This is a genomic window from Pseudomonas sp., from assembly GCF_050739775.1.
Lineage (GTDB): Bacteria > Pseudomonadota > Gammaproteobacteria > Pseudomonadales > Pseudomonadaceae > Aquipseudomonas.
The window spans coordinates 32055-56341 of record NZ_JBOICA010000021.1; the positions used below are offsets into that span (position 1 = coordinate 32055).

Genomic DNA, 24287 nt, shown 5'->3' on the forward strand with positions numbered 1-24287 from the left:
GCGATGGCCGAGGAGAAGACGGGAGCAGCCAAGCACTCGAAAGACTACCGCGACCGGAAGAACGCCGAGGCCGAACGCCTGGGCATCGAGACGGTGAAGGTGGACGTGCCGCTGGGAACAAGGGGCGGCCTGGACATAGCCCGGAAGACCCATGGTTACACTCAGCTGCAGGAAATGCTGCAAGACCTGCAGCTTTCGTTCCTAGCTGCCAGTCCCGAGGAGCAAGCGCGCCGCTTGAAACGACCTGACGCACCAGCTTTTAAGATATCGCCAAAGCTAGCGCGACAGTTCGAGACGACCAGCATGGCCGAGCTTAAGCGGGATTCGGGAGACCACGTAATTGCCCCAATAGTCACCGCATCATGACGTGCACTTCATAGCCTTTGCCGTTGGGCCAGTCCTCTCGGACAACCTCAACCATTCCCCGCCCTACGTTCTCACTTCCGTGCTCGCCCTTCTTGATGAGTTCGATGACGGAGGTTGGCAGTGTTCCACCCAGGGCGCGCTGGGCAAGCTTCTGCGATGCCGCAACCAAGGCGGTCGTTCCAGCATCGGGCTTACGCGGCTGGTTATAGTTCAGAACCAGCTTCACCTCCATCACGTACTTCCCAGCACCACTGACGTAGTACGCAAGGTTGTTCGCCAGCGGCGCGCCGGAGCCAATATCCTTGTAGTCGCTCGCACACCCTGATGAACCGTCACCGTAATCCTCAACCCATTTCCGGCCCTTCAGGCCGATGTCGGCGAGGTAGCTGCAAATCTTCACCGGGGATGGTTCGGCAATCTCTGCCGACGCATTTGCCATCACCATTGAGGCCAGGCATAGAACAACCAGCTTCTTCAAATCATGCTCCTCAGGCCGTTCCTCGGCCAAGCTGGAGCAGGTAATACCCCATCCACCCCCAAATTGCCACCATGCCGCATCCGGCCACGGAGGGCGGCGCATGCATGGAGAAAGCCATGAGCTACTTCTACAAGACCGAATCCCCTGCTGTCCTGGCCGCAGTACGCGCCTGGGACGATAAGAAAGCCGCCTGGAACGCCCAGCGGGAGAAGTTGGGCCTGGTCTTCGGCGGTGCGGCCTCGCCGATGTTCAGCAGCACCCGCAGCTACGTCGGCGGGATCAAGCTCAACGGTCACACCTCGCTGGACGTGCACTGGTGCCGACCGGACCAGTATGGGTACCGAGCGCTGCGGACCTCTCCGAAGCACGCCAAGGGCACCGACAAGGAGGTGCGGGCGACTGAGAAGGCTGAGCACCAGCGACTTCGCGACCTCTGGGCCGAACACTGCCCGGCGAGCATCGACCAGGATGAGATGTGGCAAGCGATCGGTGTGAACACCGGCAGCATCTGGTTGGCGGGTGGAGTGTGCTTCGAGCACAGCGGCCAGGCCTTCATGAACCTGGGCTGTCAGGCAGATTGCAATGAGGTCGACGGATTGGTCGAGATCGTGAGCAGCGAGTACGAAGGCGCACGGCAGCGAGTACTCAGCGCTCGTAAAGCCGCCTGACCCCACGGCGCTGCCCGCCAGCGCCTCAACGCTTACTGGATGCTCCCGGCCCCCAAGCACTGAAGAAGATGATGTTCGCAAGCAGCACAACGTATAGCCAATGCGAGCTCGGGTACACAACCAGGCCTACGCCCCAGATTGCGAATAGCGCGACGCCTACGATGCGCCGACGCCGGGGGGTAAATCTCTCCTGGAAGTCTTCCAGGTGTTTCCGCAAAGCCATTACCACACTCCCTGTTTGGTAGAGCGCAAAGCATATCACTCACTTCAACGAATCACGCCACCCCGGCGAGGGCGGCGCCTGCAATGGAGGCCTCCATGAAGATTCAGATCAGGACGCTCTACAAGTGCTGCCGCTGTAGCGAAGTCCACAACGATGAGGATGGTGCCTTGGAATGCTGCCAGCCCGAGATCGCCGAGCTTTATGAGTGCCCAGCCTGCAAGGGCATCCACGACGAGGAAGACGCTGCCCTGACGTGCTGCGGTATCGATTCCGTCAAGTGCCCGGCCTGCCACCGTGACTACGCATCAATAACGCTTTCCTTCCAGGCCATCCAGATCGCCGGCCACCGCACCACCTGCAACCCGATGTTCACCATCGACCAGCAGCAGGCCATTCAGGATCTGCACTACCGCGAGACGGGGCGCCGAGAGCATCTCTTTGACTGACTCACCCTCACCTACTGCGCTGAATGGCAGGAATAAAAGTTACTTTCGATCACGACCCTATGTGCGAAAGCTCTTCGTCAATGACTCGCTCTGCCTGCTTCGCAGCGGTCGTCGCAAACTCGTAACAAACCCAGAAATCCTGTTCTGTTACGGATGTAGATCCCTGCAAGTTCTCTAGGCAGCGTGTTAATGCATGCTTTATCAAGCCGTTATTTAGAACATTGCAGGCTGCCTCTTCGCCTTCAGCTGCTCGAATGGCATCTTCGGTTTCTTCGATCTGCTTAATCTTGTCCGCCAATGCGACCTTGGCGAACGCATCTCGCTCGATGATTTTGGTCCACGAGTGATCAACTATCAGCGTCTTCATTAGCTTCCCCTGTCGTCTGGGTTCACACCGGGTCATCAACAAATAGTCCACTTAAACGAATCACGCCACCCCGGTGAGGTTGGTGGCTGCCTGGAGATAACCATGAGCACATTCGCAGTCTTCGGCATGACCGCCGACGTAGCGCTGGCTGAGGCCAGGAAGATCACCAAGACAACCAAGTCGAGCGGGCTAGTTGGCTGCCCCCCCCTAGAGCTGACGCTGACTGAATGGGAGCGGGCTGTTGCCGATTGCGCGGCGGCGATCATGGCTGGCGAGAAGGTGAAGCAACTGAGTCAGATGTTCGACGCGCCGCAGTATGCCCAGCAGTTCATGGAACTTGCTAGGAAGACAGGCAAGTGCCGCGACCTGCGTATCAGAGCCAAGTGCGAAATCACCGACGCCAAAGGTAAGCCAGTGATAAACCCCAAAACCAATATGCCGAAGATCGGGTGGACGGATTACTCACCCGACTTTTCGCGAGTTGCTTAGGCGTAGATCGCCGTTATGTCGGTAATCATGGGGATTGGGCGTGCCACCCTGCTGGCCTCCAGCCACCCTCTAGTCCGAACCACATCAAGCCTCTGCTGGTTGACTAACAGCAGGCGCTCTAGCGTTCCAGAAAGCCGGTAGTGCCCACATCCATCGCTACACCGGAGCTCAGTCCAGTCGCCAAGAATTGGAAGTTTTTCTGACTCAGCACTGCACACGAAGCATTCCATCATCAAGCCCTCCTTTGAGTGGCCAAATGACTTTAGCCTATCCATGGCGAGGTATCCTCATGCCCACCGCAATCGATCTGTTCGCCGGCCTCGGCGGATGGAGCACCGGCGCGCGCGCCGCAGGCGTCCAGGTTCTCTGGGCGGCCAACCATTGGCCTGAAGCCGTGAAATGGCACGCTGCCAACCACCAGGATACCGAGCACGTCTGCCAGGATCTGCACCAGGCCCGCTGGGAGCAGGTACCGGAGCACGACCTGTTGCTGGCCTCTCCGTGCTGTCAGGGCCATTCGAAGTCCCGGGGCAAAAAATCCGGAAACCCGCAGCACGACTCTTCCCGATCGACAGCCTGGGCTGTGGTCTCTGCACTGGAATTTCACCGGCCCGAAGCGGCGCTGGTGGAGAACGTCGAGGAGTTCACCGACTGGGCGCTGTACCCGGCATGGGTGTCGGCGGTGCAGGCGCTGGACTACCAGGTCGCGCCGCACGTTGTGGACTGCGCCGATCTGGGTGTGCCGCAGCACCGCGTGCGCCTGTTCCTAGTCCTGACTCGCAGCAAAGCGCCGCTGATGCTCGAGCTGCACCGGCACCAGCACGTGCCGGCCGCAAGCTTCCTCGACTTCGACGCCGGACGCTGGTCGCCGATCGACAAACCTGGCCGGGCCCAGGCCACGCTGGACCGTGTGCGCAACGGCCGCGCCAGCTTCGGTGACCGCTTCATCATGCCCTATTACGGCAAAGGCTCGGGCACCACCGGCCGCGGCATCAACCGGCCAATCGGAACCATCACCACCCTGGACCGCTGGGCCCTGGTCGATGGCGACCGCATGAGGATGCTCAGCGCCAACGAGGCCCTGGCTGCCCAGTCGTTCCCCGCAGACACCCTTCGCCCGGAAAATCACAGGCTGACCATGCACATGGCCGGAAATGCAGTACCACCCCTGGTCGGCCAGCGAGTGATCGAAGCATTGCTGGAAGCCGCATGACCTATTGAGCCACCGAAGTGCCGACTTGGGCGCCGATGGCAAGCCGTTCACAAAAACCGAGCAGGTGCACATGTGCGGGAACAGCGTCAGCCCGCCGCCAATGGCTGCTCTGGCCCGGGCGAATGATCCGTGGCGGATAGCTGAGCAGCACGCGGCGGCTGCCTAGGACTCATCAGCGAGCCGGAATTGGAACTGCGCTGGAGATCCCGGAGCCTTGAAATAGGACTCTTCGACATGCAGTGCCCCACAAAACTCGCAGTTGAAGACTTGCCCATCGGTTTCGCTGTCGTGGCGTAACTTTACTTCAGTCTCCTTACCGCACTTTTTGCAAGTCAGCTTCAGGTTCATAGCAACCTCCCATTCCAACCATTCAAGAATAGCTGAGGCCTCCCCATGCCCATAGAAAACCGATCCAGCAACACCGAACAGATGGTCGCGTGTGACGACGGCCTGCACTTGATCCAGCTCGACGAGAACTCGAGCCACTTCGGATGGGTGTTCCGAAAGATCCAAGGAGGCTTGCCCTACTCGGAACCCTGAGCGGAGGTTGGCATGATCGCCCTCGCCTACATGGCCTACCTGATCTACAGCGGGCCGCGACCATGATCGTCAAGATTTCCTTTAACCCCGATAGCCTGGCTCCCAATGACGAGGCTTATCCCGCCTTCCAGGCGGGCGGACTGACGCTGAAGTTCTGGGCGCTGTACAAGAAGCACTTCATCACGGACCAGCACTTCCGCGAGTCGCTTGCGGGACTCTCTACGCTCTTTGAGCGAATGGTGGACATTGATGATCGCGAGGTGCTGCCTTACACGAACATCGACGAGTTCGTCCGCTTCATTGGCTCATGCGGCATCCACGGCAACCTGCTTATGGGTCCCATGAGCAAAGAGCTGATTGCCTGGGTGGTTCGTTACTGGGACTACTTCAATCTCTCAGTCCAGCGCCAGGTGCACCTGCAATACAAGGTTGCGAAGGAAGTCGACGAAGTGCTCACGGTCACGTCCTTCGGCACCGAAGCAAAAGCCTAACCCCTCCCCTACAACTCAAGCCCGCCGACATGCGCGGGCGAGGATGAGCTATGTCCGATATCACCGTGAAGTGCTCCAGGTACCGGAACCAGCACAACGAGAGCGAGCGCGTGCTCGCGCCCTGCAAGTGGCTCAAGGGAGCCAGCACGATGGTGTGCCCGCGATGCCGGTGCACCAGTTATTACCGCGTCGATGCTGCTCCGGCAACCTGACCACCAACCTGCCGCCACCGGCGGCGTGGAGACCATCCCATGGAAACCGAGATCCTTTCGGACGAAGAGCTGGCCGACCTGACCGGCTACAAGGCCAGGGGCTGGCAGCGCCGCTGGCTCAACGAACGCGGCTGGCATTTCGTCGAGAGCCGCGGCGGCCGCCCTCTGGTGGGCCGCCAGTACGCCCGTATGAAGCTGGGCGTGACCCTTGAGGTGGTGCCGCTGGCACCGCCTCCCCCGCCATCGGCGCCTATGTGGACGCCAGATATCTCGAAGGTAAGGTGACATGCGCCCCAGGAGCACTGAGAACAGGGACTTGCCACCCGGCGTCTACCGGCGCAAACGCACCAGCAAAAGCAACAAAAACCCCGGCAAGAGCTGGATCAGCTACTACTACCGAGACAAGTCGGGCAAGGAGATTCCGCTGGGCACCGACTTGAGCCTGGCCCGGCTGAAGTGGGCGGAGCTGGAGGCGAAGGAGAAACCCAAGGACCTGGTCACCATGGGCGCGATCTTCGACCGGTACGAGCGCGACATCATCCCGAAGAAGGCGCCGCGCACCCAGAAGGACAACCTGGCCGAGATACGCCAGCTGCGTAACTACTTCGAAAAGGCGCCAATCGACGGCATCACGCCGGCCCATGTGGCGAAGTATCGCGATGCCAGAACGACACCAGTCAGGGCGAACCGCGAGATTGCCACCCTATCGCACATCTTCAACATCGCGCGGGAATGGGGGCTGACCACCCGGGAGAACCCCTGCCATGGGGTGCGCAAGAACAAGGAAGTGCCGCGGGACTTCTACGCGAACGATGCGATCTGGAGCGCGGTTTATGCGAAAGCGGTGGATGAGCTGAAGGTCGCCATGGACTTGGCGTATTTGACGGGACAGCGGCCGGCGGACGTGCTGGTGATGAGGAAGGACGACATCGAGGACAAGGCCCTCGGCGTGAAGCAGAAGAAGACCCATAAGAAGCTGCGGATCTTGCTGGAGGTGGACGGTGTTGAGAGCAGCCTTAACGCGCTGATCAGGACGATTTTGCAGCGAAACGAGCCACACAGCTCGCCCTACCTGATCCTGACGGAGAATGGAAAGCGCGTAACCGCGCCGATGCTCCGGCACCGATGGGACGACGCCCGAGAGGAAGCAGTGAGGGAAGCGGTTGCCGCCGGTGACCAGCTCCTTGCCAGCCGTATCAGTCAGTTCCAGTTCCGGGACATCCGCCCGAAGGCCGCCTCGGAAATCACCGACGTTGGACATGCCAGCCTGCTGCTCGGGTGCCCCCTTGCACCCCATGCGTGCAGGAGCCATGGAGCCCCTGTAAATACGGCATCTAACTCGACGCTCGCTGCAATCGACTGCCTATAGGTGTTCTCAAATGTCACGCAGAGTCACGCAAATCTCACGCAGCATTGCTGCCCCTCTTCCGGCGTCCTGCCGACCAAAAAATTAATTGCAGGAAACCTTCCACAACTGATCCAGCCTGGTGGTGAAGCTTTGGCTCATCATCTCGCGACGCATTCCCCAATCCGGGTTAACCGGCACACTCGCTGCGCGCAATGTACCTCTGACCGGTCTGGGTCAGTTCATTGAAGCACTGCTTGATCGCCGGAAAGTGCAGGGCGTACTCAACTCCCGCCTCATCACCAACGACTCGGGCCTGCGGATGAGCTGGGAGATGCTCAGAAATCGGTTCAGCGAAGCGCGAGACAAGGCGGCACGGAAGCCCACCTCTGATGGCAACATGGACCTGGCTGCCAAAGTTCGGCAGTTCCAGTTTCGCGATATTCGCCCGAAGGCGGCATCGGAGATCGAGGACATCAGCCAGGCCAGTAGGCTGCTGGGCCACTCCAAGGAGGAAATTACGAAGCGCGTTTACCGACGTGTTGGCGAAGTGGTTAGCCCGACCAAGTAATACGCTGATGCGGAAGTGATGCCTGATAATGCGGAAATGATCGGCTTTTCCGACCCATAAAGAAAAACCCCGCAGACGTTAATCTGCGGGGTTTTCAATAATGGAGGCCGAGGTCGGAATCGAACCGGCGTAGACGGATTTGCAATCCGTTATCAGCCTCATATTTTGCTGGGGCAAAACCAGCAAGGCCTTGCAAACAAAAGGATTCCCCTAATATTCATGCATCTGCATTCATCACCATTTGGGACATAAACTGTCCCAGATTTGTCCCGCGCCTCACGCCATGGCTTTATGGCTCAATCCAACCCGTGACGTTCAATTGAGAGGTGGTGCGAGAGGCTGCCAGCGCTCCGGCGTTGTAGTAGTAGAAGTATTGCGGGTAAAGGAATGGAACGGTGACTCCATCGTGCACGTAGGAAACGCTGGTTCCGAGCGACTTAACAGAATACTTGGTCTGAACAATATGGTTGCCAGAGTCGGGATCATAGTATTCAGCCGCATCACCGGTGCTTGCCGTACTCAATACGGCCGTACTGTCGATGATAACTGCTGTCGCCAGGGGGCAAATGTACCCAGCGCAGTTGATCTGTACGCCAGGTGCTGGAATCGACCCATTAGTACTCGGGGACTGAATGAAAATCCCTTTAGACTTCACGATTGAGCCGGAGTCGTAGATATTCCGAACCTCGGCGGTATCCATGTAGAACGATCCAAGGTAGCCAAATTCGGTGAAACCTGGAGGCGCTGGCAGCAACATGTCACCAAAGGCCAGAGCGCCAACGACATCGAGCGTGATACTTCCCGCTACGTTGGCCGTGATCGTTGCAACGCGACCAGAGAATCCCCCACCCTCACTGATAACCAGGCATTTGCGGCCTGCCAGATTGTTCGTCGCGCCCCAGGCATAGGTTTGCGCCTGGGCAGTGTGAATACCCTCACCAGCTTTGTTCAGATTTACGACCAGCCCTGCAACGCTACGAACGCGTAGGAACGGCATCGTTTTGATTGTCGCGGTTGTATCACCCGCGTTGGCGCAGGCAAACCCGGCATACCAGTTCTCGGTCCTGAACGCGCTTTCAGCGCCAAGCCCTGCAGGAGCAGTGCTGGCGATTTGGGTCGCCATCGGCAAGACACGACCACGACCGCCAGTGAAGCCGGCCATGAAGCGGAATTCGCCCATGCAAGCGGTCTTGGCATGCATGGTCACAGAACTTGCCGACGCATAGCGGATTACAGGTCGCGGGTTAAACGGGAACTGAAACAGGGCTGCGTTTTTCGCATCGCGCGCAGTGTCGCCAAGCGGGATCTCGGCACCGCCACCAGTAGGAAGAACACTCCCTGCCAAGTTGCCAGTTGCATCGATGCTCGGACGCCCTACCTTGGCCGCGTTGAATGCTGCGTCGGAGGTGTAATCGGCTCGGCTTACAATGTCACGCAGCTTCGACTGGACGGTACGCTTGATTGTGCTCGCACCCGCAGCGATGTACCCGATCAGGCTTGAACCTGAATCGCCTGACATTGCTTGAACGGTGGTTATGTTCCCATCGGGATCGACATACAGAACGTTGGCCGCCGAGTTGATAGGCCCCTGTCCTGTCCCGATGATGTCGGCGATCAGGGTTTCAGTCCACTTCTTGGTAGCTGCGTCCTGTGATTCCTCTGGGTCACGTAGGTCACGGATACCGTTGTTCTTGGCTCGATACCACCCGTTCCCGTCGACGTCATTGTCACCGAGCATCAGTGATCTGGTTGCCCAGCGCAGTAACTGCTTGAGCGCCTGCCAGATCCTGTCAAAGTCCCGGTTAACGGTGGTCGAAAGAAAGTCACCGTTCTCCTGGTAGTCGTTCAACCTCTCGAAAGGAACATTTAGCTGCAGCAAGATGTCGGCACCATCCGCCGGAGCCGGCGTGAAGGTGATGGTGCTGGTGGGGTTCCCGGCTCCAGTAATGACGTAACCTGATGTCTGCGTTACGCCATCAATAAAAACTTCCAGATCAGTGGGCAGAATGAGCAGAAACGGAATGGTGAAGATCGTGGTTACACCGTTGCCGACGTAACGCTTTTCGGTTGGTCCTGCTGGAACTGCCATGATCTGCCCCCTGGGTACTGGCGGGCTAGTAATCGACTTGCACCTCGTGCACGCCCGCGTTGGTGCGCCAATCGTCCCGCTGGGCCTCTGTCGGTTTCCCGACTATTCGGCCAATGCGAACAGGGGTTTGACTGATGGCGCCTGATCCAGAATCGAGGTAGTCGTCGTCCTGGTCGGACACGGCTGGGTTGAAGTCGCGCATCTGGTCCCACAGTGGGCCGCGTAGCACATCGACGTGGGCCCACAGGAAGCGGGCCGATAATGGAGACTCCAGGGCGTCGAGGATGCGTTTCTGTTTGTTGACGGTGCTGTGCTCTTCCCCTACCCCGCAGCCCGTTCCCTTCAGGGCCTGGCGAAGGATGGTTGGCACAAATCCGCCGGGGCCGTTGGTTTCCACAACCACGCGCGGAATCTGGTACTTGATCACCAGCTCGCGGACCTGCCAGACCTGGCCACCGATGATCCGGTCTCTGTCGTCGAACTCTGCCAGCTCTCCTTCCAGGGCTTTGCACACCTGCCAGTACAGCTGGCCGCGCGCGTCCGTCAGGATCAGGGAGAAGGCCGAGGCGTCCGACTTCACCTTACCCAGCGAACAATCCCAGTACGCCACGGCGCCAACGATCTGGGTGCCACCCAGGAACATGGCTGCCGCATTGTTCGCCCGGCGGATCTCCGGTTCCAGGGCGTAAGGGATCATCCGGGCCGGATCGAGGCGAACCTCGGTAACCGGCTTGCTGTGCAGCTGGTACTGGCTGTCCCATTCGTTGATGGTGCGGGTTTCGCGTCGGCGCTGCTCGAGCGTCTCCATGTCGAAACGCTTGGGCCAGGCGCTGCCGGCGTAGCAGTCGATCAGCGTGCAGGGGGCCTCGAAGAATTCGATTCCGCCCTCGATGTGCCGGAAGTCTTTTCCTTCCACCAGCACCCGAGCGTGCTTACCGATTCCCGAGAACACCACATCAGGTTTGAACGGAGTGCGATAGGCCGTGTTCTTGGCGTTCTCGATCCTGTGCTCATGCTTGAACATGCGGATGGTCAGGCAGTCCGCACCGAGACCTTCCAGCTCGTCGTACAAGCTGTCGTGGGTGTGCGGGGTACCGATGTACAGCTTGCTGCCACCGGGCACCAGGATGTGAGTCTGTTCGCCCAGGCGGTACCGGAGCTTTTCCCTGGCCTCAGGCGTCTGGATGTTGCGCGGCACCTCCACGTCATCGTTCTGGCACTCGTCCGCGCGGGCCGAAGTGACGTTCGATAGGATGCCCTTGGCGAACATGCTGGCGTTACGGAAGTCGGCGGCGCCCTCAACCCACCACTGTTCAACCGTACCCTGATTGGGCGGCAGTAGGTGACGGGTCAGCGGGTGGTTGCGGATGACGTTCTGGGTGTCTCGGCTGGTCTTGTAGGCCGTGCCGTCAGCTTCAGACTGATGCAGGATACGGAAGGTGGGGGCGCGGTAATACCGCCAGGCGTTGTAGATCGCCAGGATTGTGGACTTGCCGAAGCCCCGGAAACAACGCAAAACGGCCAGAGACCCTTTGGCCTCCAGCCACATCAGTGCCTGAACGTGAATGTCCGGCACTTCCCACCGCATCCGCTTTGCCCAAATCAGGAAGAAGACCAGCAGGCTTACCTTCTTCTCCGGGTCAGTGGACATTACCGTTTCGCTGCATCCGCTCGATGATTGCCTGGGCTTCGCGTTCGGCGGCTGCCAGCTCACCGTCCAGCTCGTCTACAGCATCACCAGCATCAGGCGCAGGCCTTTGTCGGTTCAGGATGCCGGCGATGTTCACGACCTTCAGCAGTAGCGTCATGGTCGCGGCGGCGTTCTTCTTGCACCAGTACCGATCACCCCGCTCCTGCTGGGTCAGCTCTGCCAGGCCCTTGTCGGCGCCCGGCCACTGGTGTGGATCGATCTCATTAATCACCACTTCACCCAGGCGCTCAGTCAGGGCCTGCAGCCTTACAATCTGGTCGTCACGCATGTCAGCGGCCTCCTACTGCGGCGCCAAGGCTTGGCGCGCGATCTGGTGTGGTATCGCCCGGCTCCCACCAGTATTCCTGGCCGAACTCCTTACGCGCCCGGCGGCGCATGTTGCGCAGGTAGCCGGGAGAGAAATACTCCTGCAGCTGGTGAAAGATCATGTGATCGGTCGCGGCCTTGGTATACCAAAGGTTCGCGGCCGGTGTGTGGCTCTTGAGCAGGCGCACCAGGTTGCCACCGGTAGAGTCGACATTGCCGTCAGCCGCGGTGCCCTTCAGCTTGAAGATCGACTCAATGTCGCCAGCGATTGGGCCACCAAGCGCAGCCAGAGCAGACTGCCCGCCCTGGGTCTGGTCACTGAACAGGAAGTCGCCATAGAGCCCCAGGGAGCCGCCCTTCAGGAACGCGGCCGCCCCAAAGCGCAGGCCAGGCGCGCCCAGGGCACCATCGTCCAACATGTTCTTGGGGTCGCGGCCACTGGCAATCTCGTTGAGCTGGATGGCCATTCCGCCCAACACGGTGGTGCTGGCCATCAGCGCGGCCATGTAGCCGGCCTTGCCCCAGCCCGTTTCTTGGGCCATTGCCCGCTTGAAGTGCCGCATCATCATGGCGATGGAGAATGATTTGAACTGCCAGAAGCTGCGCATCAATTCCCCCTTAACCGTACCGCGCTGCACACCGCCATGCATAAAAGCCTTCTCCCGGGCGCCCGGCTCAATGATCGCCATGTTGGTTTCATCCAGAACGGTGCCGAGCAGTTTGGTTGCGGCCTGGTCCTTAAGTCGTTGCGGGGTGGTCTTCAACTGCCTGGCCAGCGGCACCAGGTCAGCATTTGGGATGCGATAGATACTGCCCGACGTCAGCACCTGGTCACCGACGCCCCGCCAGTCCTCAGGCTGCGCCAAACGCCACACGGACCAGTCGGTCTCATTGACGCCGAGACGTTCTAGGTATTTGACGTCAACAGGGTCCATGACGGAGAAGTCCTTCAGGCGCCTCGTCATGCTCCCTATCGTATCCATCATGGTTGCGCCAAAGGCGCGCTGCCCCCCGGCTGTCATGGCGTTCATGGCGGAAACCTGCATGACCTTGCTCGCCATTGTCTGCGAGTACTTGGCGGCCCGGCCTGCGATGGCCTCAGTGGTGCCCAGCCCGTCAGCGCCGAAGCGGTTCAGGCTGCCGATCATCTGGTTGAGCCCAAGTCCTGCGCGCATTGCCAGTCGGCGGTCGGTGGCGTTCGCCGGGTTCAGCATGCGCGCTTCGTTGGCGAACACCTGCATTACCGGCATGCCATTCATGGCGGCGGTCAGGCCCAGGGTTCCCTGGTCGGTGATGCCGGTGATGACAGCAGAGCCCAAACGGCTTGCCACGTTGAGGGCGCGATAGGTGTCGAAGCCATTGGCAATGGCAGCCGAGGCCGGTGGCTCGCGGGTACCGGCCACTTCCTCGTAGAGGTATTCGATGCGCTTGCGCTGTTTGGCGGTCTTGTCTGCCAGCTTGGGCTTGGCTTCGTCTGTGGCTTTCTGGCCAGCATCCAGGAAGTAGCGCATCTGGTTGCTGGGGTTTGGGCCCAGACCCTCGACAAGCGCGATATCCCGGGCAGCACCGCCGATGTGCCCGGTCAGCAACTCCAGCAGGTTCTTTTCGCCGTATGCCTTCTGCGCAGCAATAAAGCTTTCGGCGTCCTTGTAGTGGATCTGGCGCGATTCGCTGCCACGGTTGGCGCGCATGCCATTGCCCGCGGCATTACCTGGTTCCAGCTTGTTCGTACCACCGGTGGCCAGGGTCTGCCATGCATGGTTCAGGAACTCGGTCAGCTGCTGATCATTCATCGGCGTGCCGTCTTCGTTCATGTACTTGCCACGGTTCGCCCACTTCACGTGGTCGCTCACCCACTGCGCCTGGTCCCGCGCAACCTTCACCTGTGAGTGATCGCGAGGCATCGACCAATCGTCGAGGAAACCGACGTCACCGCCGGCGCGGTTGAAGCGCTGGCGCAACTGCTCAGCAGTGTCTTTGAACTGCTTGGCCGCGACCTTGGCCGCCGCGTTGCCCGAGTCTTCGCCATGCAGCTCGCGCACCAGGGCGAGGTTGCCGGCTTCGTCCTGGAACAGCCCAAGGAACTTGCCCTTGGTCACATCGATAACGTCGAGCATGCCGCTCAAGGCATCATCACGGATTGCCCGGGTTGCCGACTCGATCGACTGGATTCCGCTCTTGCCATCGCTGGAGAACGCCAAAAGCCGGTCCAGGCCTTCCAGCGGCTGATCAGGGAACCGCTGCATGTAGCTTTCGATGCGGTCGTGGGCAAGGATGGTCAGCGCCACACGCTTTTTCTTGAGGTCGGCCTCGGCCACCAGGTCTTTTGCCGACTTGGTAGCGGCTTCGTTTAGGCGGTCAGCCGCAGACTTCGACTGCCAGGCCGGGTCGGTCTGCGCCAGTTGCTTCATGTTGCGACGTACACGGTTTTCGATGCCCTGGATTTCGGGCTGTGTGAGGGGCCGGCCAATCGCCTGGGTTACGGCCTTGATGCATTCGGGGCGCATGGGCTTGCTCCTGGTGGTATGGAGCAAGCCTATGGATGGGAGAGAGTCGGTTTCCCGACTATTTAGAGACCTCGCTGCAGGAAACACGCGGCTGCAGCGGAAAAGCCACGGGCATCCTGCTGGGCGGCCTGAATCTCGGCATCGGCCTGGGCCAGCAGTTCGCGCGCGGAAACGGTTACCGGTTTGCCTTCAGCATCCAGAGCACCAGTGGCAAGGCGCATATCATCCATGCGCGCCAGCACCTCGTCGGCCAGCTGGATGGTTGGGTCAGCATCGGCCTGGCTTGGGCCGCCGAGGTCGGCGCCGTCGCGCTCGGCTGTTGCTGGTTCCTCCTTCATTGATGCGTTTTTTGCCGATTCTGATGCGGGTTTGGCCACTTTTGTTGCGGGCTGTTGCTCAGGTGTTGCGGCTTTCGGCGCACCAATATCCAAGGCCCTGGCCTGCAACTGAGGCTGTGCCAGATCCTGGTCAGCGACAATCCTGGCCATCTCCTGCCGGATCGCCTGCGCAACGTTCAGGCGATTGCCTTCAGCCACGGCGCCCGCCAGCGGCTTCTGCTCAAACCCTTTAGCGATGGCGTCGGCGCGCTGCTCTATGCGTACCTGCAGGCGCTGGGGCACTTCACCACGCTGAATGGCGGCTAGGTCCGCCCGGGCAAGTTCGGCGGTTCGGTTACCAGAAATGGAGTCGCCAAGGGCCGTTACCCGATCCGTGAGGTCCAGACGTTCAGCCTCAATAGCCTGGCGGGCTGATGCCTCGGCACGTTTGCGGCTCTGTCCTTGCGCTTGGAACTCCTTGGCGCGGCCGCGAAACGTGGCGTCCAGGCCATCCAGGGACCTCTGCACGCCCGCCAGCTCTGTGCGGATGTCTGCCACATTGGGCAACATGCCAGCTGCCTCCTGCTCCAGCTCGACGCGCATGGTGGGTTCGAGGTCCTGACGGGCCGTGGCCAGCGCCTGGTCACGGGTTGGGGCCACCGGCCTGGGCGTATCGCTCCCACGAAGAAATTCAGCACTGTGGATGTTATCCGGAAGGACCACGGGTTCTCCGCGGCTCAGCTGTGCGATGGCGGTAGACAGTGCTTCCTGATGGGCCATTGCAGAGCGCGGAGTGGTGGGCAGACCTGGGGCCGTATCTATGTCGGCGTGCTGGGCGTTGCGCTCGGTGAGGGCTGCATCGATCTGTTCGGTAGTGGGGCGGCGAGACATTGCCCGACCAAGACCCCAGAATCCGAGGGCCATCACACCATCGGTAAGCATGGCGGTGCCATCCATAACGCGATACTGCGCTGCCTGGGCGTGATATCCGTTCGACTCAAGGATCTCTGCCATGGCTCCGCGATTGCCCATTCCGAGGCCAATGTTCGCGCCAGCGGCGATCCCGAGGTCGGCAAGTCGGTTACCCACGAAACGCCCTGTCGGCAACAATGCTCCGACGCCGGTGGCCAGCCCTTGCGTCCAGCCCATCAAGGTTGCGGTTTCCTCGTCAATCCCTTCGGCCATGGCAACTTGCTTCGTGCTGTACCCCGCCGGGGCCCCAGCCGCCACCGCCATGCCTGCAGGTCCAGCAACAACAGAGCCCGCCACGGCTCGCGGGAGTACTGCGGCCGCCTCCCCGAGGATCTGGCCAACTACGCCGACCTCAGCAGGATCAGGGCGCAGCGCCATGACCTCCTGCGCGGTACCCCGCCCTAGAGTTTCCTGGCTGGAACGCTCGGCGCTGGTAACGTCAGGCGTGCCGCCGAACTTGGGTTCGGGCAGCAGGATGTCAGCTGCGGTATTCAGTCCGGCCTGCCAGAGCGAGCTGAACCCCGATTCAACCGCTGCACCCGCCTCCAGGCCACCACGAAGCAGGCCAGGCCCCACAACGTCGAGAGCGCCAGTAAAGGCGCCCGGTGCGAGACGTTCCGTTGTGCGGTCCAGGCGCTGGTCCTGGCTGACTACTTCGCCTTCATCGACCATTCCGTCAAGCCAGCTCATTTCACCCTCACAATCATCGGTTCGTTGGTCTTGGGGTCTACCTGGATGCGCCCGGCATTCAGCAGGTAGTAAACCCCCTCCTTACCCGGCACCGGCGACAGCGGCATGTCTTCCAACTGGCCAAGTGGGAACTCCGTACGCTTTGCCAAGCCTTCCAGCTCGATGTCTACGATCTTGCCGAAGTCGCTGTCGCTCATGCCGTAGGGCTTCACGACCTTGGTGCCAGCCCGTTCGGCAATCCCGCCAGTGATCATGTCGACGGCCTTCTGTGTGGTTTCCTTGTCCAGGTCATCACCGGCTTCATAGCTCTCACCTTTCGCGGCGGCAGTGCTTGCATATAGCGCCTTGAAGCCCTGGTAGGCCTGCTCGCGCTGTTGGGTGCCCGGCTGAAGCGAAGCGCCAACATGTTCATCGAACGCCGCCCGCATCAAATCTTCCTTCGGCTTGGGCGTCGACTTGTCGGCCAGGATCTTCTGCCCTTGTAGCAGCATCTTGGGCACGCTGGCGCCATCGGCACCTTTCAGGTCGCGGTACTGAGCCATACCGGCCAGGACGGTGACCGGCTGATCAGCGGCCAGCGGCTTCACCGAGGCAGCGAAGTCGGCGCCGGTCGGTGCTGCAGCGGCAAGCGATCCGAAGATCTGAAGCTTGGTGCCGTCGTCGGCCTGGGCCAGGGCGGCGGCAAGCATGGCCTGCTCTTGGGGCTTCCACGGGTTGCGGGCGACCTCGGGGCCGTATGCCTTGCGCACCGAGTTGACCACGTCGTAACGCTGGCCCAACTGTTCCACCAAGCGCTGCTGCCCTTCAGGCGTGCCGATGCCGCTGATATCCAGCGGCTCAACATCAACCCCGGTACGCATGGCGTTGAAGGTCAGTGGGTCTTCCTTCATCAGCTTGATGTTGTTGTCGATGGCCGACTGCAGGCGGTTCAGGTTGGACACTTGGGCAACCGATCCGCCGGTGGCGGCCATTTGCCGGCGCTTGTCGTCCAGGTACTGCTGCTGCTCGAGCATCGGCAATCGCAGCAGGCCCTGAACTTCGTTCATCTCTTTCACGCGCGTGGCGTACTCCCCAGCGGCAGAGGTGCCAGAGAGCGCGGCTTTCCATCGCTGCTGGTCTGCTGGGGTTGGCGGAATGCCGGTGGCGGCCTGGCGGTCCATCTGCGCCAACACGCGCTCGGCCTTCATCTCACGCATTTCGGCCTGGCGTTGCTGGTGCTCCTTCACTTGGTAGATCCGGCCAGTAACAGTGTTCAGCAGCTGGTTGCGTTTTTCTGGGTCGAGCTTCTTGGCATAAAAGCCATCCGCAGAGGTAAGGTCATGCTCGATCTGCTGCAGGGTGCCGAGGCCATCACGGGCAGCAACCACACGCTGGGTTGCCTGGGTGGTCCAGTTCGAATCCTTGAACTCCTGCTTCTTGGCGGACCACATCTCACCAAAAGCCAGGCGCCCAGCGATGTCGATGTCTTCGGCATCCATCCTGGCGTTGATCTGGTCGATATCGGCACCAGGCAGGGCCGCATCCTTGCCGAGCATGTCCATGCGCACAGCCAAGTCACCGCGCGCGGCATCGGTACGGGCGCCAATGGCAACCTGCTTGATATCGTCCAGACCCTTGAGATGGAAGCGCTTGGCCGCAATGCCCATGGTTTCCTGCTCGGCCTCGTTCAGCCCCGGCGCGGTGATCGGCTCAAGCTTGGAAACAGCACCGTTGTAGGCGTCCTCCAGCTGGTCATAGCTGATCTTGCCCAGCTTCACCTGCTCACGCAGGTCGCTGGTGATGGTCGATATCTGGGTCTCGCGGTCCAACAGCGTGTTGCTGGCCTTAACCCGGGCCAGGGCCTGGTCCTCGCGGCGCTGTTGGGCCAGGTAGTCGGTTGCGGCTCCCATGACAGCGCTTGCGACCTGCTGGGCACCTCTTGCCTGGCCGCTGGTGTCCACGGTGATGACGCGATTCTGCTGGGCTTCCGGCAATACCCGCGGAACGGGTGGGCCGATTGGAATAGCAGCCATCAGTAACCTCCTACGGTAGAAATCTTGCCATTGTTGCCAGCGGCTGAGGCCTTCCAAGCCATGCCGGCCTGTGCCCCTGAGGACAGCACAGTGCCGATCGACTGTGCATTGGCAGCAGACCGGGCTTGCTTCCCACTCAGGGCCAGGTTGCTGGAGTCAACATAGCCACGCTTCTTCGCCTCCTGGGCATTGAAGATGGTCAGCGCTGCATCTTCCTCGGCATTGGCATAGATCTCTTCGTTGATGTTCAGCGCGGTACCTTCGCCAACCTCAACTCCGGATGCTGCCAGGGCGGCATTGGCCTGGCTGGCCTGACTGCGGGCCAGGCGACGGATGCGGTCGGCCTGGACCGTGGCGGCGCTGGCCGCTGCGTCTGCATCAAGCTGCGCCTGCTCGGACTGTGCGTTGGCGTTCAACTGCGCCTGCTTGCCGGCCTGTTGCGTGCTGTACACCGAGTAAACGGTTGCAGCGGCCATTGCCGCATAAGCGGCGTAGCCGGCGGCCCCTACTGCTCCTGCTGCCATGATTACAACTCCTGCATCAAAAGGGGGCCCGTCACGCGCAGCCCCATGAATTCGTAAAGCCTGGTTGCCCCATCAATGTTGACCCCAGTGCCAATCCCCATTTGGATCTGCTTGGCGCCCTTCATCTTTGCCCAGGCCTGGAATGCCGCAATCAACCTCGCAGCAACAAAGCCCTGGCGCTTGCCCGGCTCGACAAACAGGGAGTAGTCGTAGGCGATCAGGTCATCGTTGAACCACTGGTCAACCAGGCCGCCAGCCATCCCTCCGATGATCACCCCGTTCTGTTCCGACACGAACAGGACACCATTGGGGCCATCAATGAGCCCATGCAGGAACGCTGCGGCCTTTGCATGGTTGTAGGGCATGGATGCGTAGGAGGTAGTCGAGTGCAGAACGACCCCGAGCTCGATCAGTCGGGGCACGTCTTGATGGTTTGCTGACCTGATCATGGGCACCTCAGTCGTTGATTGTGATTTTCTTGATGACGCACAGCAGGTGGAACGGCAGGGGCTGTTCCTGGGTTATCTCAATCGAGGCCTGGCCCCGCTCCCACCCAAGGTTCTCCAGCCTGTGGTCGCCGCTGAATAGCGGTGGCGGTTGGTCGAGGGTGTTGGCGCCCAGATTGCGGAAGGCAATTGTTTGCCCGTTGACCTTGCAGCCGGTGGTTTCGAGAAAGCGGAGGATCACTTCATTGATCCGCATACTGTTGCCCTGGGCGCTGCCGGTGGAACTCTGCACCTCTGGGGTGAGAGTCTTGACCTTGGTTTTGAAAGGCAGGCCTGCCTGTATGTTGTATGCGGTCCGTGGCAGCGTGATCTGGCCTGCGACAACGACCTGCTGCTGCATCACGACACCATCGGCGACGATGTCCAGGGTCTCCCCTTCGAGGTGACCAAGGCCATTCCACACGGTCTGGCCTACTTCGTTGCTGGCAGAAACACCGTCATCTACCTGGCATCCCTCAACAAACCGCTCGATGTAGCGAACGTTCTGGCCACCGATGTTTCGGCGAACGACCGCCCACACCTGATCACCACCAGCAGCCGGTATTGCCGCTACCGACTCGTAGAAACCGTCGGTGGTCTGCCGAGCCCATCCAACGACATCTTGGTCACGGTCAACCGTCATCGTGGCCATGATCCCATCAGCTCGAACGGCAAACAGGATCGATTCAGGCTCTTGCTGGTAGGCCATAGAGACGATGCCGGATTTGGTGATGTGCTCGGACAACACCGACATGTCAGGTGATCCATAAGCGTCGGAGTCGTATTTGTAGGCCATGGCTCGAAGCTTGCGGCCTGCCCGCTGGACGAAATACAACTCGTTGCCGATGCGCACCGGGCGCACCCGGTTGCAGCCGTACACCGATTGGTTCTTCACCTGGATGTTTGTAGGCGTGATTGGCTTTTCAACGCCGCCAGTGATGGTGAACTCACCGCCATACGTCAGTGCGGCCAGAGTCTTTACCTGGCCCAGGTGCAGAATCGGGTTGATCTGGTCGGAAGAAACCGTGAACGACATGGCGTCGTCATCTTTGGTGCCCAGCTCGAAGTTCAGGTACTCGCTGGTGCGTGACTGCCAGATGGTCTGCGGGAAGTTCGGCGAGCCGGCGACCGCCAGGCGCTGCTCGTATAGCGTACCAGTGCCTGGATAACCATCCACGCCGTTCCAGACACTGGCCTCAAGCGACCAGGCGTTGGCCGGCGATGCTGTTGCAGATGTTGGTGCTGATCGGATAACACCAGAAACCACGGTCGGGCTGGTGTAGACCGTTACCTCAAGCAGACCGCCGTTGATCTTCACGAACTTGCCCACATCACTTGAACGCCAGCCATCGGCAGCCAGGGTCATGGTCACCGTTGCCCCTACTGGTGTGAAGGCGCTTAGGGTGTTGGATGTCTGGGGACTGCCCTTCAATGACCAGGACGGACGACTGGCAGAGGGGAATGCGTTCAAGATTTCAGCAGTTGCCACGGTAGCGCTGGTAACCCCAGTGATCTTGGCCACACCTGCTCCTGACCAGATCTCGCGACCCACGTCCGAAGCAAGGAAGGCGGACACCGCTGAAGTGAAAGTTCGGCCAGTACCAACCGTTGGGTCGCTGATCGTCAGCGTGGTACTGAACTCGACACCGCGCTCGTCGAAAGGCTTGGTAACGAACGGCGCCGGGGCAAGACTCCACTCGGTGTTGGTGATCCGCCGTAACCGGTGGACTGGAACCCCCGTATGGAACAGGAACATGGTGTCAGCACCCTGCACATACTCAACACCGGTCAGCATTGACTGACTGTATGGGCTGACCAGTTCTACGCCGGTGAATGTTCCATCTGGGAAATAGATCCGCACGTACAGGTCACCGAACTCACACATGAAGGCCTGTTCGGTGTTGAACACATAGGGCACCAGGATGGCGCGCTTATCGGCGAACTTGGCAGCGCCACAGTGCAGGGTTCCGTAACGACGCATAGCCCCGCCATGGACGACCGGCCATGCGTTCTCGATGATCATGGCACCATTCTGGTACCTGGCTATATCGACACGGCCGTACATGCGCGGGGAGAGCTCGCCGGCGGTGAAGTTGGTTTGAATAAGGGTTAGCCTGGCCATCAACCGAATGCTCCAAAACGGGCGCCGAGCAAGCGCTCATCGCCGAGCGTCTGTGGCGGGTCTTCCTGGCCGTCCACGGCCTTGGCGAATCTCAGTGCCTCCCTGAGCTCAGCCTTTCGGGAGTCGCGCTCAGAAGTAGACGTGGTGACCGGGTAGGCCAGGACTGCCGCCATGGCAATGGTCATCAGGTCGATCAGGTGGGCATCCCAGCTACTTTCCACTTCATTGCGGAACACATAGCGAAGCTCAAGCACAGTGGTATCGGCCTGAATGGTCCGTGCCTCGACCAGATAATCGATCTGGCATCCGCCTGTTCCTACCTCCAGAACTCGGAGGCAGTCGGCAGGAAGCTCGAAGGCGTGTGAAAAGCCGAAGGCAGGTGCTTCAGCAACGGGTGCCAGAACAATGCGCTTGATGCAGCAGTTCCAGGGATGGGCCCGCAACATCGTGTCGCGCTGGGTCGGGTAGAGGTTCGCGCAGAGTTTCGCCCGATCCAGGTTGGCTTGGTCGGCAAAGTCGTTGATGGTCTGGGCACCGAGCATCAACAACGCGTTAGAGCAGATTGAAACAGCGGTTGCCATCGTCATGCCTTGTGTCTCCGGATAAAAAGACCGGGGCACTAGGCCCCGGAAAGGTGGTGTGCCGTCCGTGGCATCCGCGCTCAATTGCCGTCGAGGTATTGCATCCGGAGAACCAAGGTGCCCGCGCCAGTAGCCGCAGCGGTCAGGGTGATCGCCACGTCATACTGCTTGCCGGGGTCAGAGGCCAGGCCCAGCGCCTGCCAGATCTGCTTTTCCACATCAGCCAGGCCGAAACCAGCACCGGCATCAGCTGCGTCTGCTTCGTGGGTGACGTCGGTGTTTACCAGGGCCGAGGTCAGCGCCTGGGCCGAGGCAAAGAAGTCGACGTCTACCACCGCACCGGCATTGACCGATGCGATGTCATACAGACCGATATCACCCACGGCGGTGGTGATGGCATCGCAGGACAGCAGCAGGCGCGAAACGCGGTCGCCCGAGTTGATGCGCACCAAGCGATAGGTGGAGCCGATCGAATCGGTGGCAGTTGCCTCGGCCACGCCTACACGCTCGCGCAGCCGGCCGCCGTCGATCTTCTGGGCGGTCAGGGTTTGAGGGAATGCGTCACCAGCGGTGACAGCAGTGGATTTCACGTTGACTACAGCCATGGTTTTGACTCCTGATCAGTTGGGAGAAGACCAAAGCCGCTTACGCGGCCTCGGTTACAGAGATTTCGACGACCTTCTCTTCTTCCACCCGCACCGAGCCAATCGACTGTTTGGCGTAGATCCGGACGTTGAAGCCCTTGCCCGGGTCCTCGCCAACCTTGGTGGTGATGTCAGCGCCCTTGCCCAGAATTACGCCGGACTTGGTCCAGGCATACAGACGGCGAGTCGACCCGTCGAACGGGGTGCGCTCGGACGGAATCCAGGTGAACCCCATCCACCTGCCTTCAACATCGCCGTCCTGCAGGAACTTGCCAGCCAGGTAGTCCTGGCTGGTAAGTGTGGTGTCGGCGAGGATGTCGGCAGCCGCGGCGGCGGTGTAGGTGATGAACAGCTCTTCACCGTTGTGGTTGTCGGCCTCGTTCTTGCGGAACAGCTTGCGTGCCTGGATGATCTTGGCCTTGGTCAAACCGGTGCCGCCAACCGCGATCTTCTGGGTGGCAGGCAGCAAAATGCCGCCGGCAGTCGCGCGGGAAGAACCACCCATGGCTGCAATGATCACGTCATCCTTGGCTCGGTTCAGGGCTGCCACCATTGCCTTGACGTAATCGGAGGTTGGATCAACCAGCATGCGGATCTTGTCCTGATCATCGACCATGTCGCCATCTTCCCAGTCGAACAGGTCGACAAAGCGGGTGCTGTGCGGTTGATCGTTGATCGGGGTATCGCCATGTCGGGTGGTGCGACGCTTGGCGGTACGCTGGCCCAGGCGGTTGACCGACTTGGACATGCCGACGATGTTCGGCTCATGCGAGACGTGCGGCTCGAACCGCGATTGCATTTGCTGGGCGACGTGGCGGAAGTTGTCAGCGAACTGCTGTACAAACGCCTCGGTAATTTGCTGTGACATACGATGCACTCCAATGCAGATAGTGGGTTGCCTGCAGGGTGTCCAGCTGGCGGGCCGGGCCTGTATTCCTGGCGTGCATCGGCACTGCTTCGCCTGGGGCATTCCGGGTATCTGCGTGCCACCGCAGGCCGGCCCGGTATCGCTACCGGGTGCCTGTGATGGTCGGAGTTAAGGGGTGTCGGTTTCCCGACTATTTGCGGAGGGTCAGCCGAGGCGGGATTTCTTCGGGGTGTAGCGTCGTTCGTACATCTCGTTCAACTGCTGCTGAATGCCGGCACGCTTAGGATCATGAGGTGGCATCTTGGCCAGTTGCTCGCGTAGCTCGGCGGTCTTGACGTTGAAGTCGGCTTCGTTGACCGCGCCGCCACTGATCTGGGTGTCCTCGTTCAGCTCCTTCCCGATGTTGGCGGTAAAGGCGATGAAGTCAGGATCGTTGCCGTACTTGCTCATCAGGCTTTCGAAGTTACCAGGCTTGCCGGCCTCGCTGGCGAAGGTGTGGGCCGCACGGTAGGAGGCCTGCACGTTGGTGGTCATGGTCTGCGGATCAGCCCAAACAGCCTGGAGCGCGGCGGTGCAGTCCTGCTGGGTGAGCTGCGCCGCGCCACCGATCAGCCCGGGCGCTGCCTTCAGGTACTCACCGATCACATACTCGACCTGGGAATTGCTCAGCCCCTTGGCATGGGCTCCCTTCAGGAACGACTGGGTGCCTTCATCCTTCTTGAACTCTTCCCAGTCAAAGCCCTCGGCCTCAATCTTGGGCGCGTACTCTTCGTGGCTCTTGGGCGGCGCATCGCCGGAGCCAAGGCGGGTTTCCAGATTCCGGTAGGCGTCGGCAACCTTCCGCGACGATGCTTCAAGATCAAGGCTGCCATCCTCCTTGTTGGTGCGGTACTTCTCGGGCATCCAGTCATTGTTTACGCCAGTGCCTAGGACGGTACTGGTCTGCTGGGTCTGGGTGGCCTGGGTGGCAGCGCCGCCGCTTTGCTCGCCGTCCTCGCCCGCCACATTCTGCAGGAAGTGGCCGAGTCGGTTGTGGATGAACCAGTTCAT

At 60.5% G+C, this 24287-nt stretch carries 24 protein-coding genes and 1 pseudogene; 9 read left to right on the forward strand and 16 right to left on the reverse strand.

Annotation, left to right across the window (positions count from 1 at the left end):
• Window positions 1-3: 3 nt before the first annotated feature.
• Complete coding sequence (locus ACRESH_RS12905; RefSeq protein ID WP_431742357.1) at window positions 4-366, forward strand: hypothetical protein; 363 nt, start codon at window positions 4-6, stop codon at window positions 364-366.
• On the opposite strand, the gene ACRESH_RS12910 is transcribed toward ACRESH_RS12905, so the two are convergent.
• Window positions 353-844, reverse strand: coding sequence for a hypothetical protein (locus ACRESH_RS12910; RefSeq protein WP_431742358.1), 492 nt, complete (start codon window positions 842-844; stop codon window positions 353-355). The genes ACRESH_RS12905 and ACRESH_RS12910 overlap by 14 nt on opposite strands.
• 116 nt (window positions 845-960) lie before the next feature.
• On the opposite strand from ACRESH_RS12910, the gene ACRESH_RS12915 reads away from it, so the two are divergent.
• Together ACRESH_RS12915 and ACRESH_RS12920 are read left to right on the forward strand one after the other, a co-directional pair.
• A complete protein-coding gene (locus tag ACRESH_RS12915) occupies window positions 961-1512 on the forward strand; it encodes a hypothetical protein (RefSeq protein WP_431742359.1) in 552 nt (183 codons plus the stop codon).
• Between the two features lie 318 nt (window positions 1513-1830).
• Window positions 1831-2181, forward strand: a complete 351-nt coding sequence (locus tag ACRESH_RS12920) for a hypothetical protein (RefSeq protein WP_431742360.1) — start codon at window positions 1831-1833, stop codon at window positions 2179-2181.
• A gap of 49 nt (window positions 2182-2230) precedes the next feature.
• Here ACRESH_RS12920 and ACRESH_RS12925 read toward each other — a convergent pair whose 3' ends face one another.
• Window positions 2231-2548: a hypothetical protein gene (locus tag ACRESH_RS12925; protein ID WP_431742361.1), complete on the reverse strand. Its 318-nt coding sequence runs from the start codon at window positions 2546-2548 to the stop codon at window positions 2231-2233.
• A 102-nt stretch (window positions 2549-2650) separates the two neighbouring features.
• Between ACRESH_RS12925 and ACRESH_RS12930 the strand changes: the two genes are divergently transcribed.
• The 5 genes from ACRESH_RS12930 (at window position 2651) to ACRESH_RS12950 (ending at window position 6862) form a co-directional block, all read left to right on the forward strand.
• Window positions 2651-3037 (forward strand): hypothetical protein, encoded by a 387-nt coding sequence (locus tag ACRESH_RS12930; RefSeq protein ID WP_431742362.1) that lies wholly within the window; start codon window positions 2651-2653, stop codon window positions 3035-3037.
• 289 nt (window positions 3038-3326) lie between these two features.
• Window positions 3327-4250: a DNA cytosine methyltransferase gene (locus tag ACRESH_RS12935; RefSeq protein WP_431742363.1), complete on the forward strand. Its 924-nt coding sequence runs from the start codon at window positions 3327-3329 to the stop codon at window positions 4248-4250.
• A gap of 602 nt (window positions 4251-4852) precedes the next feature.
• Complete coding sequence (locus ACRESH_RS12940; RefSeq protein ID WP_431742364.1) at window positions 4853-5281, forward strand: hypothetical protein; 429 nt, start codon at window positions 4853-4855, stop codon at window positions 5279-5281.
• Between the two features lie 251 nt (window positions 5282-5532).
• Entirely contained in the window at window positions 5533-5778 is a 246-nt protein-coding gene (locus ACRESH_RS12945) for a DUF4224 domain-containing protein (RefSeq protein WP_431742365.1), read from the forward strand.
• 1 nt (window position 5779) lies between these two features.
• Window positions 5780-6862 (forward strand): tyrosine-type recombinase/integrase, encoded by a 1083-nt coding sequence (locus ACRESH_RS12950; protein WP_431742366.1) that lies wholly within the window; start codon window positions 5780-5782, stop codon window positions 6860-6862.
• An 81-nt stretch (window positions 6863-6943) separates the two neighbouring features.
• On the opposite strand, the pseudogene ACRESH_RS12955 reads toward ACRESH_RS12950, so the two are convergent.
• Window positions 6944-7063, reverse strand: a pseudogene (locus tag ACRESH_RS12955) (DUF4113 domain-containing protein); the annotation flags it as partial.
• Window positions 7064-7070: 7 nt separating this feature from the next.
• Here ACRESH_RS12955 and ACRESH_RS12960 point away from each other — a divergent pair.
• Window positions 7071-7409 (forward strand): integrase, encoded by a 339-nt coding sequence (locus tag ACRESH_RS12960; protein ID WP_431742429.1) that lies wholly within the window; start codon window positions 7071-7073, stop codon window positions 7407-7409.
• A gap of 289 nt (window positions 7410-7698) precedes the next feature.
• Here ACRESH_RS12960 and ACRESH_RS12965 read toward each other — a convergent pair whose 3' ends face one another.
• The 13 genes from ACRESH_RS12965 to ACRESH_RS13025 all read right to left on the reverse strand — a co-directional run bounded on the left by ACRESH_RS12965 (window position 7699) and on the right by ACRESH_RS13025 (window position 24287).
• Entirely contained in the window at window positions 7699-9498 is a 1800-nt protein-coding gene (locus tag ACRESH_RS12965) for a hypothetical protein (protein ID WP_431742367.1), read from the reverse strand.
• A 25-nt stretch (window positions 9499-9523) separates the two neighbouring features.
• Window positions 9524-11149, reverse strand: a complete 1626-nt coding sequence (gene terL / locus ACRESH_RS12970) for a phage terminase large subunit (protein WP_431742368.1) — start codon at window positions 11147-11149, stop codon at window positions 9524-9526.
• Window positions 11139-11477 carry a hypothetical protein gene (locus ACRESH_RS12975; RefSeq protein ID WP_431742369.1) on the reverse strand — a complete coding sequence of 113 codons (339 nt, stop codon included), beginning with the start codon at window positions 11475-11477 and terminating at the stop codon, window positions 11139-11141. Before ACRESH_RS12975 ends, terL begins: the two co-directional genes overlap by 11 nt.
• A gap of 1 nt (window position 11478) precedes the next feature.
• A complete protein-coding gene (locus ACRESH_RS12980; protein WP_431742370.1) occupies window positions 11479-14022 on the reverse strand; it encodes a hypothetical protein in 2544 nt (847 codons plus the stop codon).
• A 62-nt stretch (window positions 14023-14084) separates the two neighbouring features.
• Window positions 14085-16001, reverse strand: a complete 1917-nt coding sequence (locus tag ACRESH_RS12985; RefSeq protein WP_431742371.1) for a hypothetical protein — start codon at window positions 15999-16001, stop codon at window positions 14085-14087.
• Window positions 15998-18013 carry a hypothetical protein gene (locus ACRESH_RS12990; RefSeq protein ID WP_431742372.1) on the reverse strand — a complete coding sequence of 672 codons (2016 nt, stop codon included), beginning with the start codon at window positions 18011-18013 and terminating at the stop codon, window positions 15998-16000. The genes ACRESH_RS12985 and ACRESH_RS12990 overlap by 4 nt, the downstream gene beginning before the upstream one ends.
• Complete coding sequence (locus ACRESH_RS12995) at window positions 18013-18537, reverse strand: hypothetical protein (protein ID WP_431742373.1); 525 nt, start codon at window positions 18535-18537, stop codon at window positions 18013-18015. The genes ACRESH_RS12990 and ACRESH_RS12995 overlap by 1 nt, the downstream gene beginning before the upstream one ends.
• A 2-nt stretch (window positions 18538-18539) precedes the next feature.
• Window positions 18540-18986, reverse strand: a complete 447-nt coding sequence (locus ACRESH_RS13000; RefSeq protein ID WP_431742374.1) for an N-acetyltransferase family protein — start codon at window positions 18984-18986, stop codon at window positions 18540-18542.
• Between the two features lie 7 nt (window positions 18987-18993).
• The gene (locus ACRESH_RS13005) at window positions 18994-21144 is read right to left on the reverse strand and encodes a hypothetical protein (RefSeq protein ID WP_431742375.1); all 2151 of its coding nucleotides are present in this window, start codon (window positions 21142-21144) and stop codon (window positions 18994-18996) included.
• Window positions 21144-21731: a hypothetical protein gene (locus ACRESH_RS13010; RefSeq protein ID WP_431742376.1), complete on the reverse strand. Its 588-nt coding sequence runs from the start codon at window positions 21729-21731 to the stop codon at window positions 21144-21146. Before ACRESH_RS13010 ends, ACRESH_RS13005 begins: the two co-directional genes overlap by 1 nt.
• Before the next feature lie 74 nt (window positions 21732-21805).
• Window positions 21806-22330, reverse strand: coding sequence for a hypothetical protein (locus ACRESH_RS13015; protein WP_258701791.1), 525 nt, complete (start codon window positions 22328-22330; stop codon window positions 21806-21808).
• Window positions 22331-22370: 40 nt separating this feature from the next.
• Window positions 22371-23237 carry a phage capsid protein gene (locus tag ACRESH_RS13020; RefSeq protein ID WP_431742377.1) on the reverse strand — a complete coding sequence of 289 codons (867 nt, stop codon included), beginning with the start codon at window positions 23235-23237 and terminating at the stop codon, window positions 22371-22373.
• A 204-nt stretch (window positions 23238-23441) separates the two neighbouring features.
• On the reverse strand, window positions 23442-24287 hold the full coding sequence (locus ACRESH_RS13025; protein ID WP_431742378.1) for a hypothetical protein: 846 nt from the start codon (window positions 24285-24287) through the stop codon (window positions 23442-23444).

Excerpts from the sequence above, each read along its gene's own strand:
- ACRESH_RS12905 (WP_431742357.1), top strand. The coding sequence starts at position 4 with ATGGCCGAGGAGAAGACGGGAGCAGCCAAGCACTCGAAAGACTACCGC.
- ACRESH_RS12915 (WP_431742359.1), top strand. The coding sequence starts at position 961 with ATGAGCTACTTCTACAAGACCGAATCCCCTGCTGTCCTGGCCGCAGTA.
- ACRESH_RS12920 (WP_431742360.1), top strand. The coding sequence starts at position 1,831 with ATGAAGATTCAGATCAGGACGCTCTACAAGTGCTGCCGCTGTAGCGAA.
- ACRESH_RS12925 (WP_431742361.1), bottom strand. The coding sequence starts at position 2,548 with ATGAAGACGCTGATAGTTGATCACTCGTGGACCAAAATCATCGAGCGA.
- ACRESH_RS12930 (WP_431742362.1), top strand. The coding sequence starts at position 2,651 with ATGAGCACATTCGCAGTCTTCGGCATGACCGCCGACGTAGCGCTGGCT.
- ACRESH_RS12935 (WP_431742363.1), top strand. The coding sequence starts at position 3,327 with ATGCCCACCGCAATCGATCTGTTCGCCGGCCTCGGCGGATGGAGCACC.
- ACRESH_RS12940 (WP_431742364.1), top strand. The coding sequence starts at position 4,853 with ATGATCGTCAAGATTTCCTTTAACCCCGATAGCCTGGCTCCCAATGAC.
- ACRESH_RS12945 (WP_431742365.1), top strand. The coding sequence starts at position 5,533 with ATGGAAACCGAGATCCTTTCGGACGAAGAGCTGGCCGACCTGACCGGC.
- ACRESH_RS12950 (WP_431742366.1), top strand. The coding sequence starts at position 5,780 with ATGCGCCCCAGGAGCACTGAGAACAGGGACTTGCCACCCGGCGTCTAC.
- ACRESH_RS12965 (WP_431742367.1), bottom strand. The coding sequence starts at position 9,498 with ATGGCAGTTCCAGCAGGACCAACCGAAAAGCGTTACGTCGGCAACGGT.
- terL (WP_431742368.1), bottom strand. The coding sequence starts at position 11,149 with ATGTCCACTGACCCGGAGAAGAAGGTAAGCCTGCTGGTCTTCTTCCTG.
- ACRESH_RS12975 (WP_431742369.1), bottom strand. The coding sequence starts at position 11,477 with ATGCGTGACGACCAGATTGTAAGGCTGCAGGCCCTGACTGAGCGCCTG.
- ACRESH_RS12980 (WP_431742370.1), bottom strand. The coding sequence starts at position 14,022 with ATGCGCCCCGAATGCATCAAGGCCGTAACCCAGGCGATTGGCCGGCCC.
- ACRESH_RS12985 (WP_431742371.1), bottom strand. The coding sequence starts at position 16,001 with ATGAGCTGGCTTGACGGAATGGTCGATGAAGGCGAAGTAGTCAGCCAG.
- ACRESH_RS12990 (WP_431742372.1), bottom strand. The coding sequence starts at position 18,013 with ATGGCTGCTATTCCAATCGGCCCACCCGTTCCGCGGGTATTGCCGGAA.
- ACRESH_RS12995 (WP_431742373.1), bottom strand. The coding sequence starts at position 18,537 with ATGGCAGCAGGAGCAGTAGGGGCCGCCGGCTACGCCGCTTATGCGGCA.
- ACRESH_RS13000 (WP_431742374.1), bottom strand. The coding sequence starts at position 18,986 with ATGATCAGGTCAGCAAACCATCAAGACGTGCCCCGACTGATCGAGCTC.
- ACRESH_RS13005 (WP_431742375.1), bottom strand. The coding sequence starts at position 21,144 with ATGGCCAGGCTAACCCTTATTCAAACCAACTTCACCGCCGGCGAGCTC.
- ACRESH_RS13010 (WP_431742376.1), bottom strand. The coding sequence starts at position 21,731 with ATGACGATGGCAACCGCTGTTTCAATCTGCTCTAACGCGTTGTTGATG.
- ACRESH_RS13015 (WP_258701791.1), bottom strand. The coding sequence starts at position 22,330 with ATGGCTGTAGTCAACGTGAAATCCACTGCTGTCACCGCTGGTGACGCA.
- ACRESH_RS13020 (WP_431742377.1), bottom strand. The coding sequence starts at position 23,237 with ATGTCACAGCAAATTACCGAGGCGTTTGTACAGCAGTTCGCTGACAAC.
- ACRESH_RS13025 (WP_431742378.1), bottom strand. The coding sequence starts at position 24,287 with ATGAACTGGTTCATCCACAACCGACTCGGCCACTTCCTGCAGAATGTG.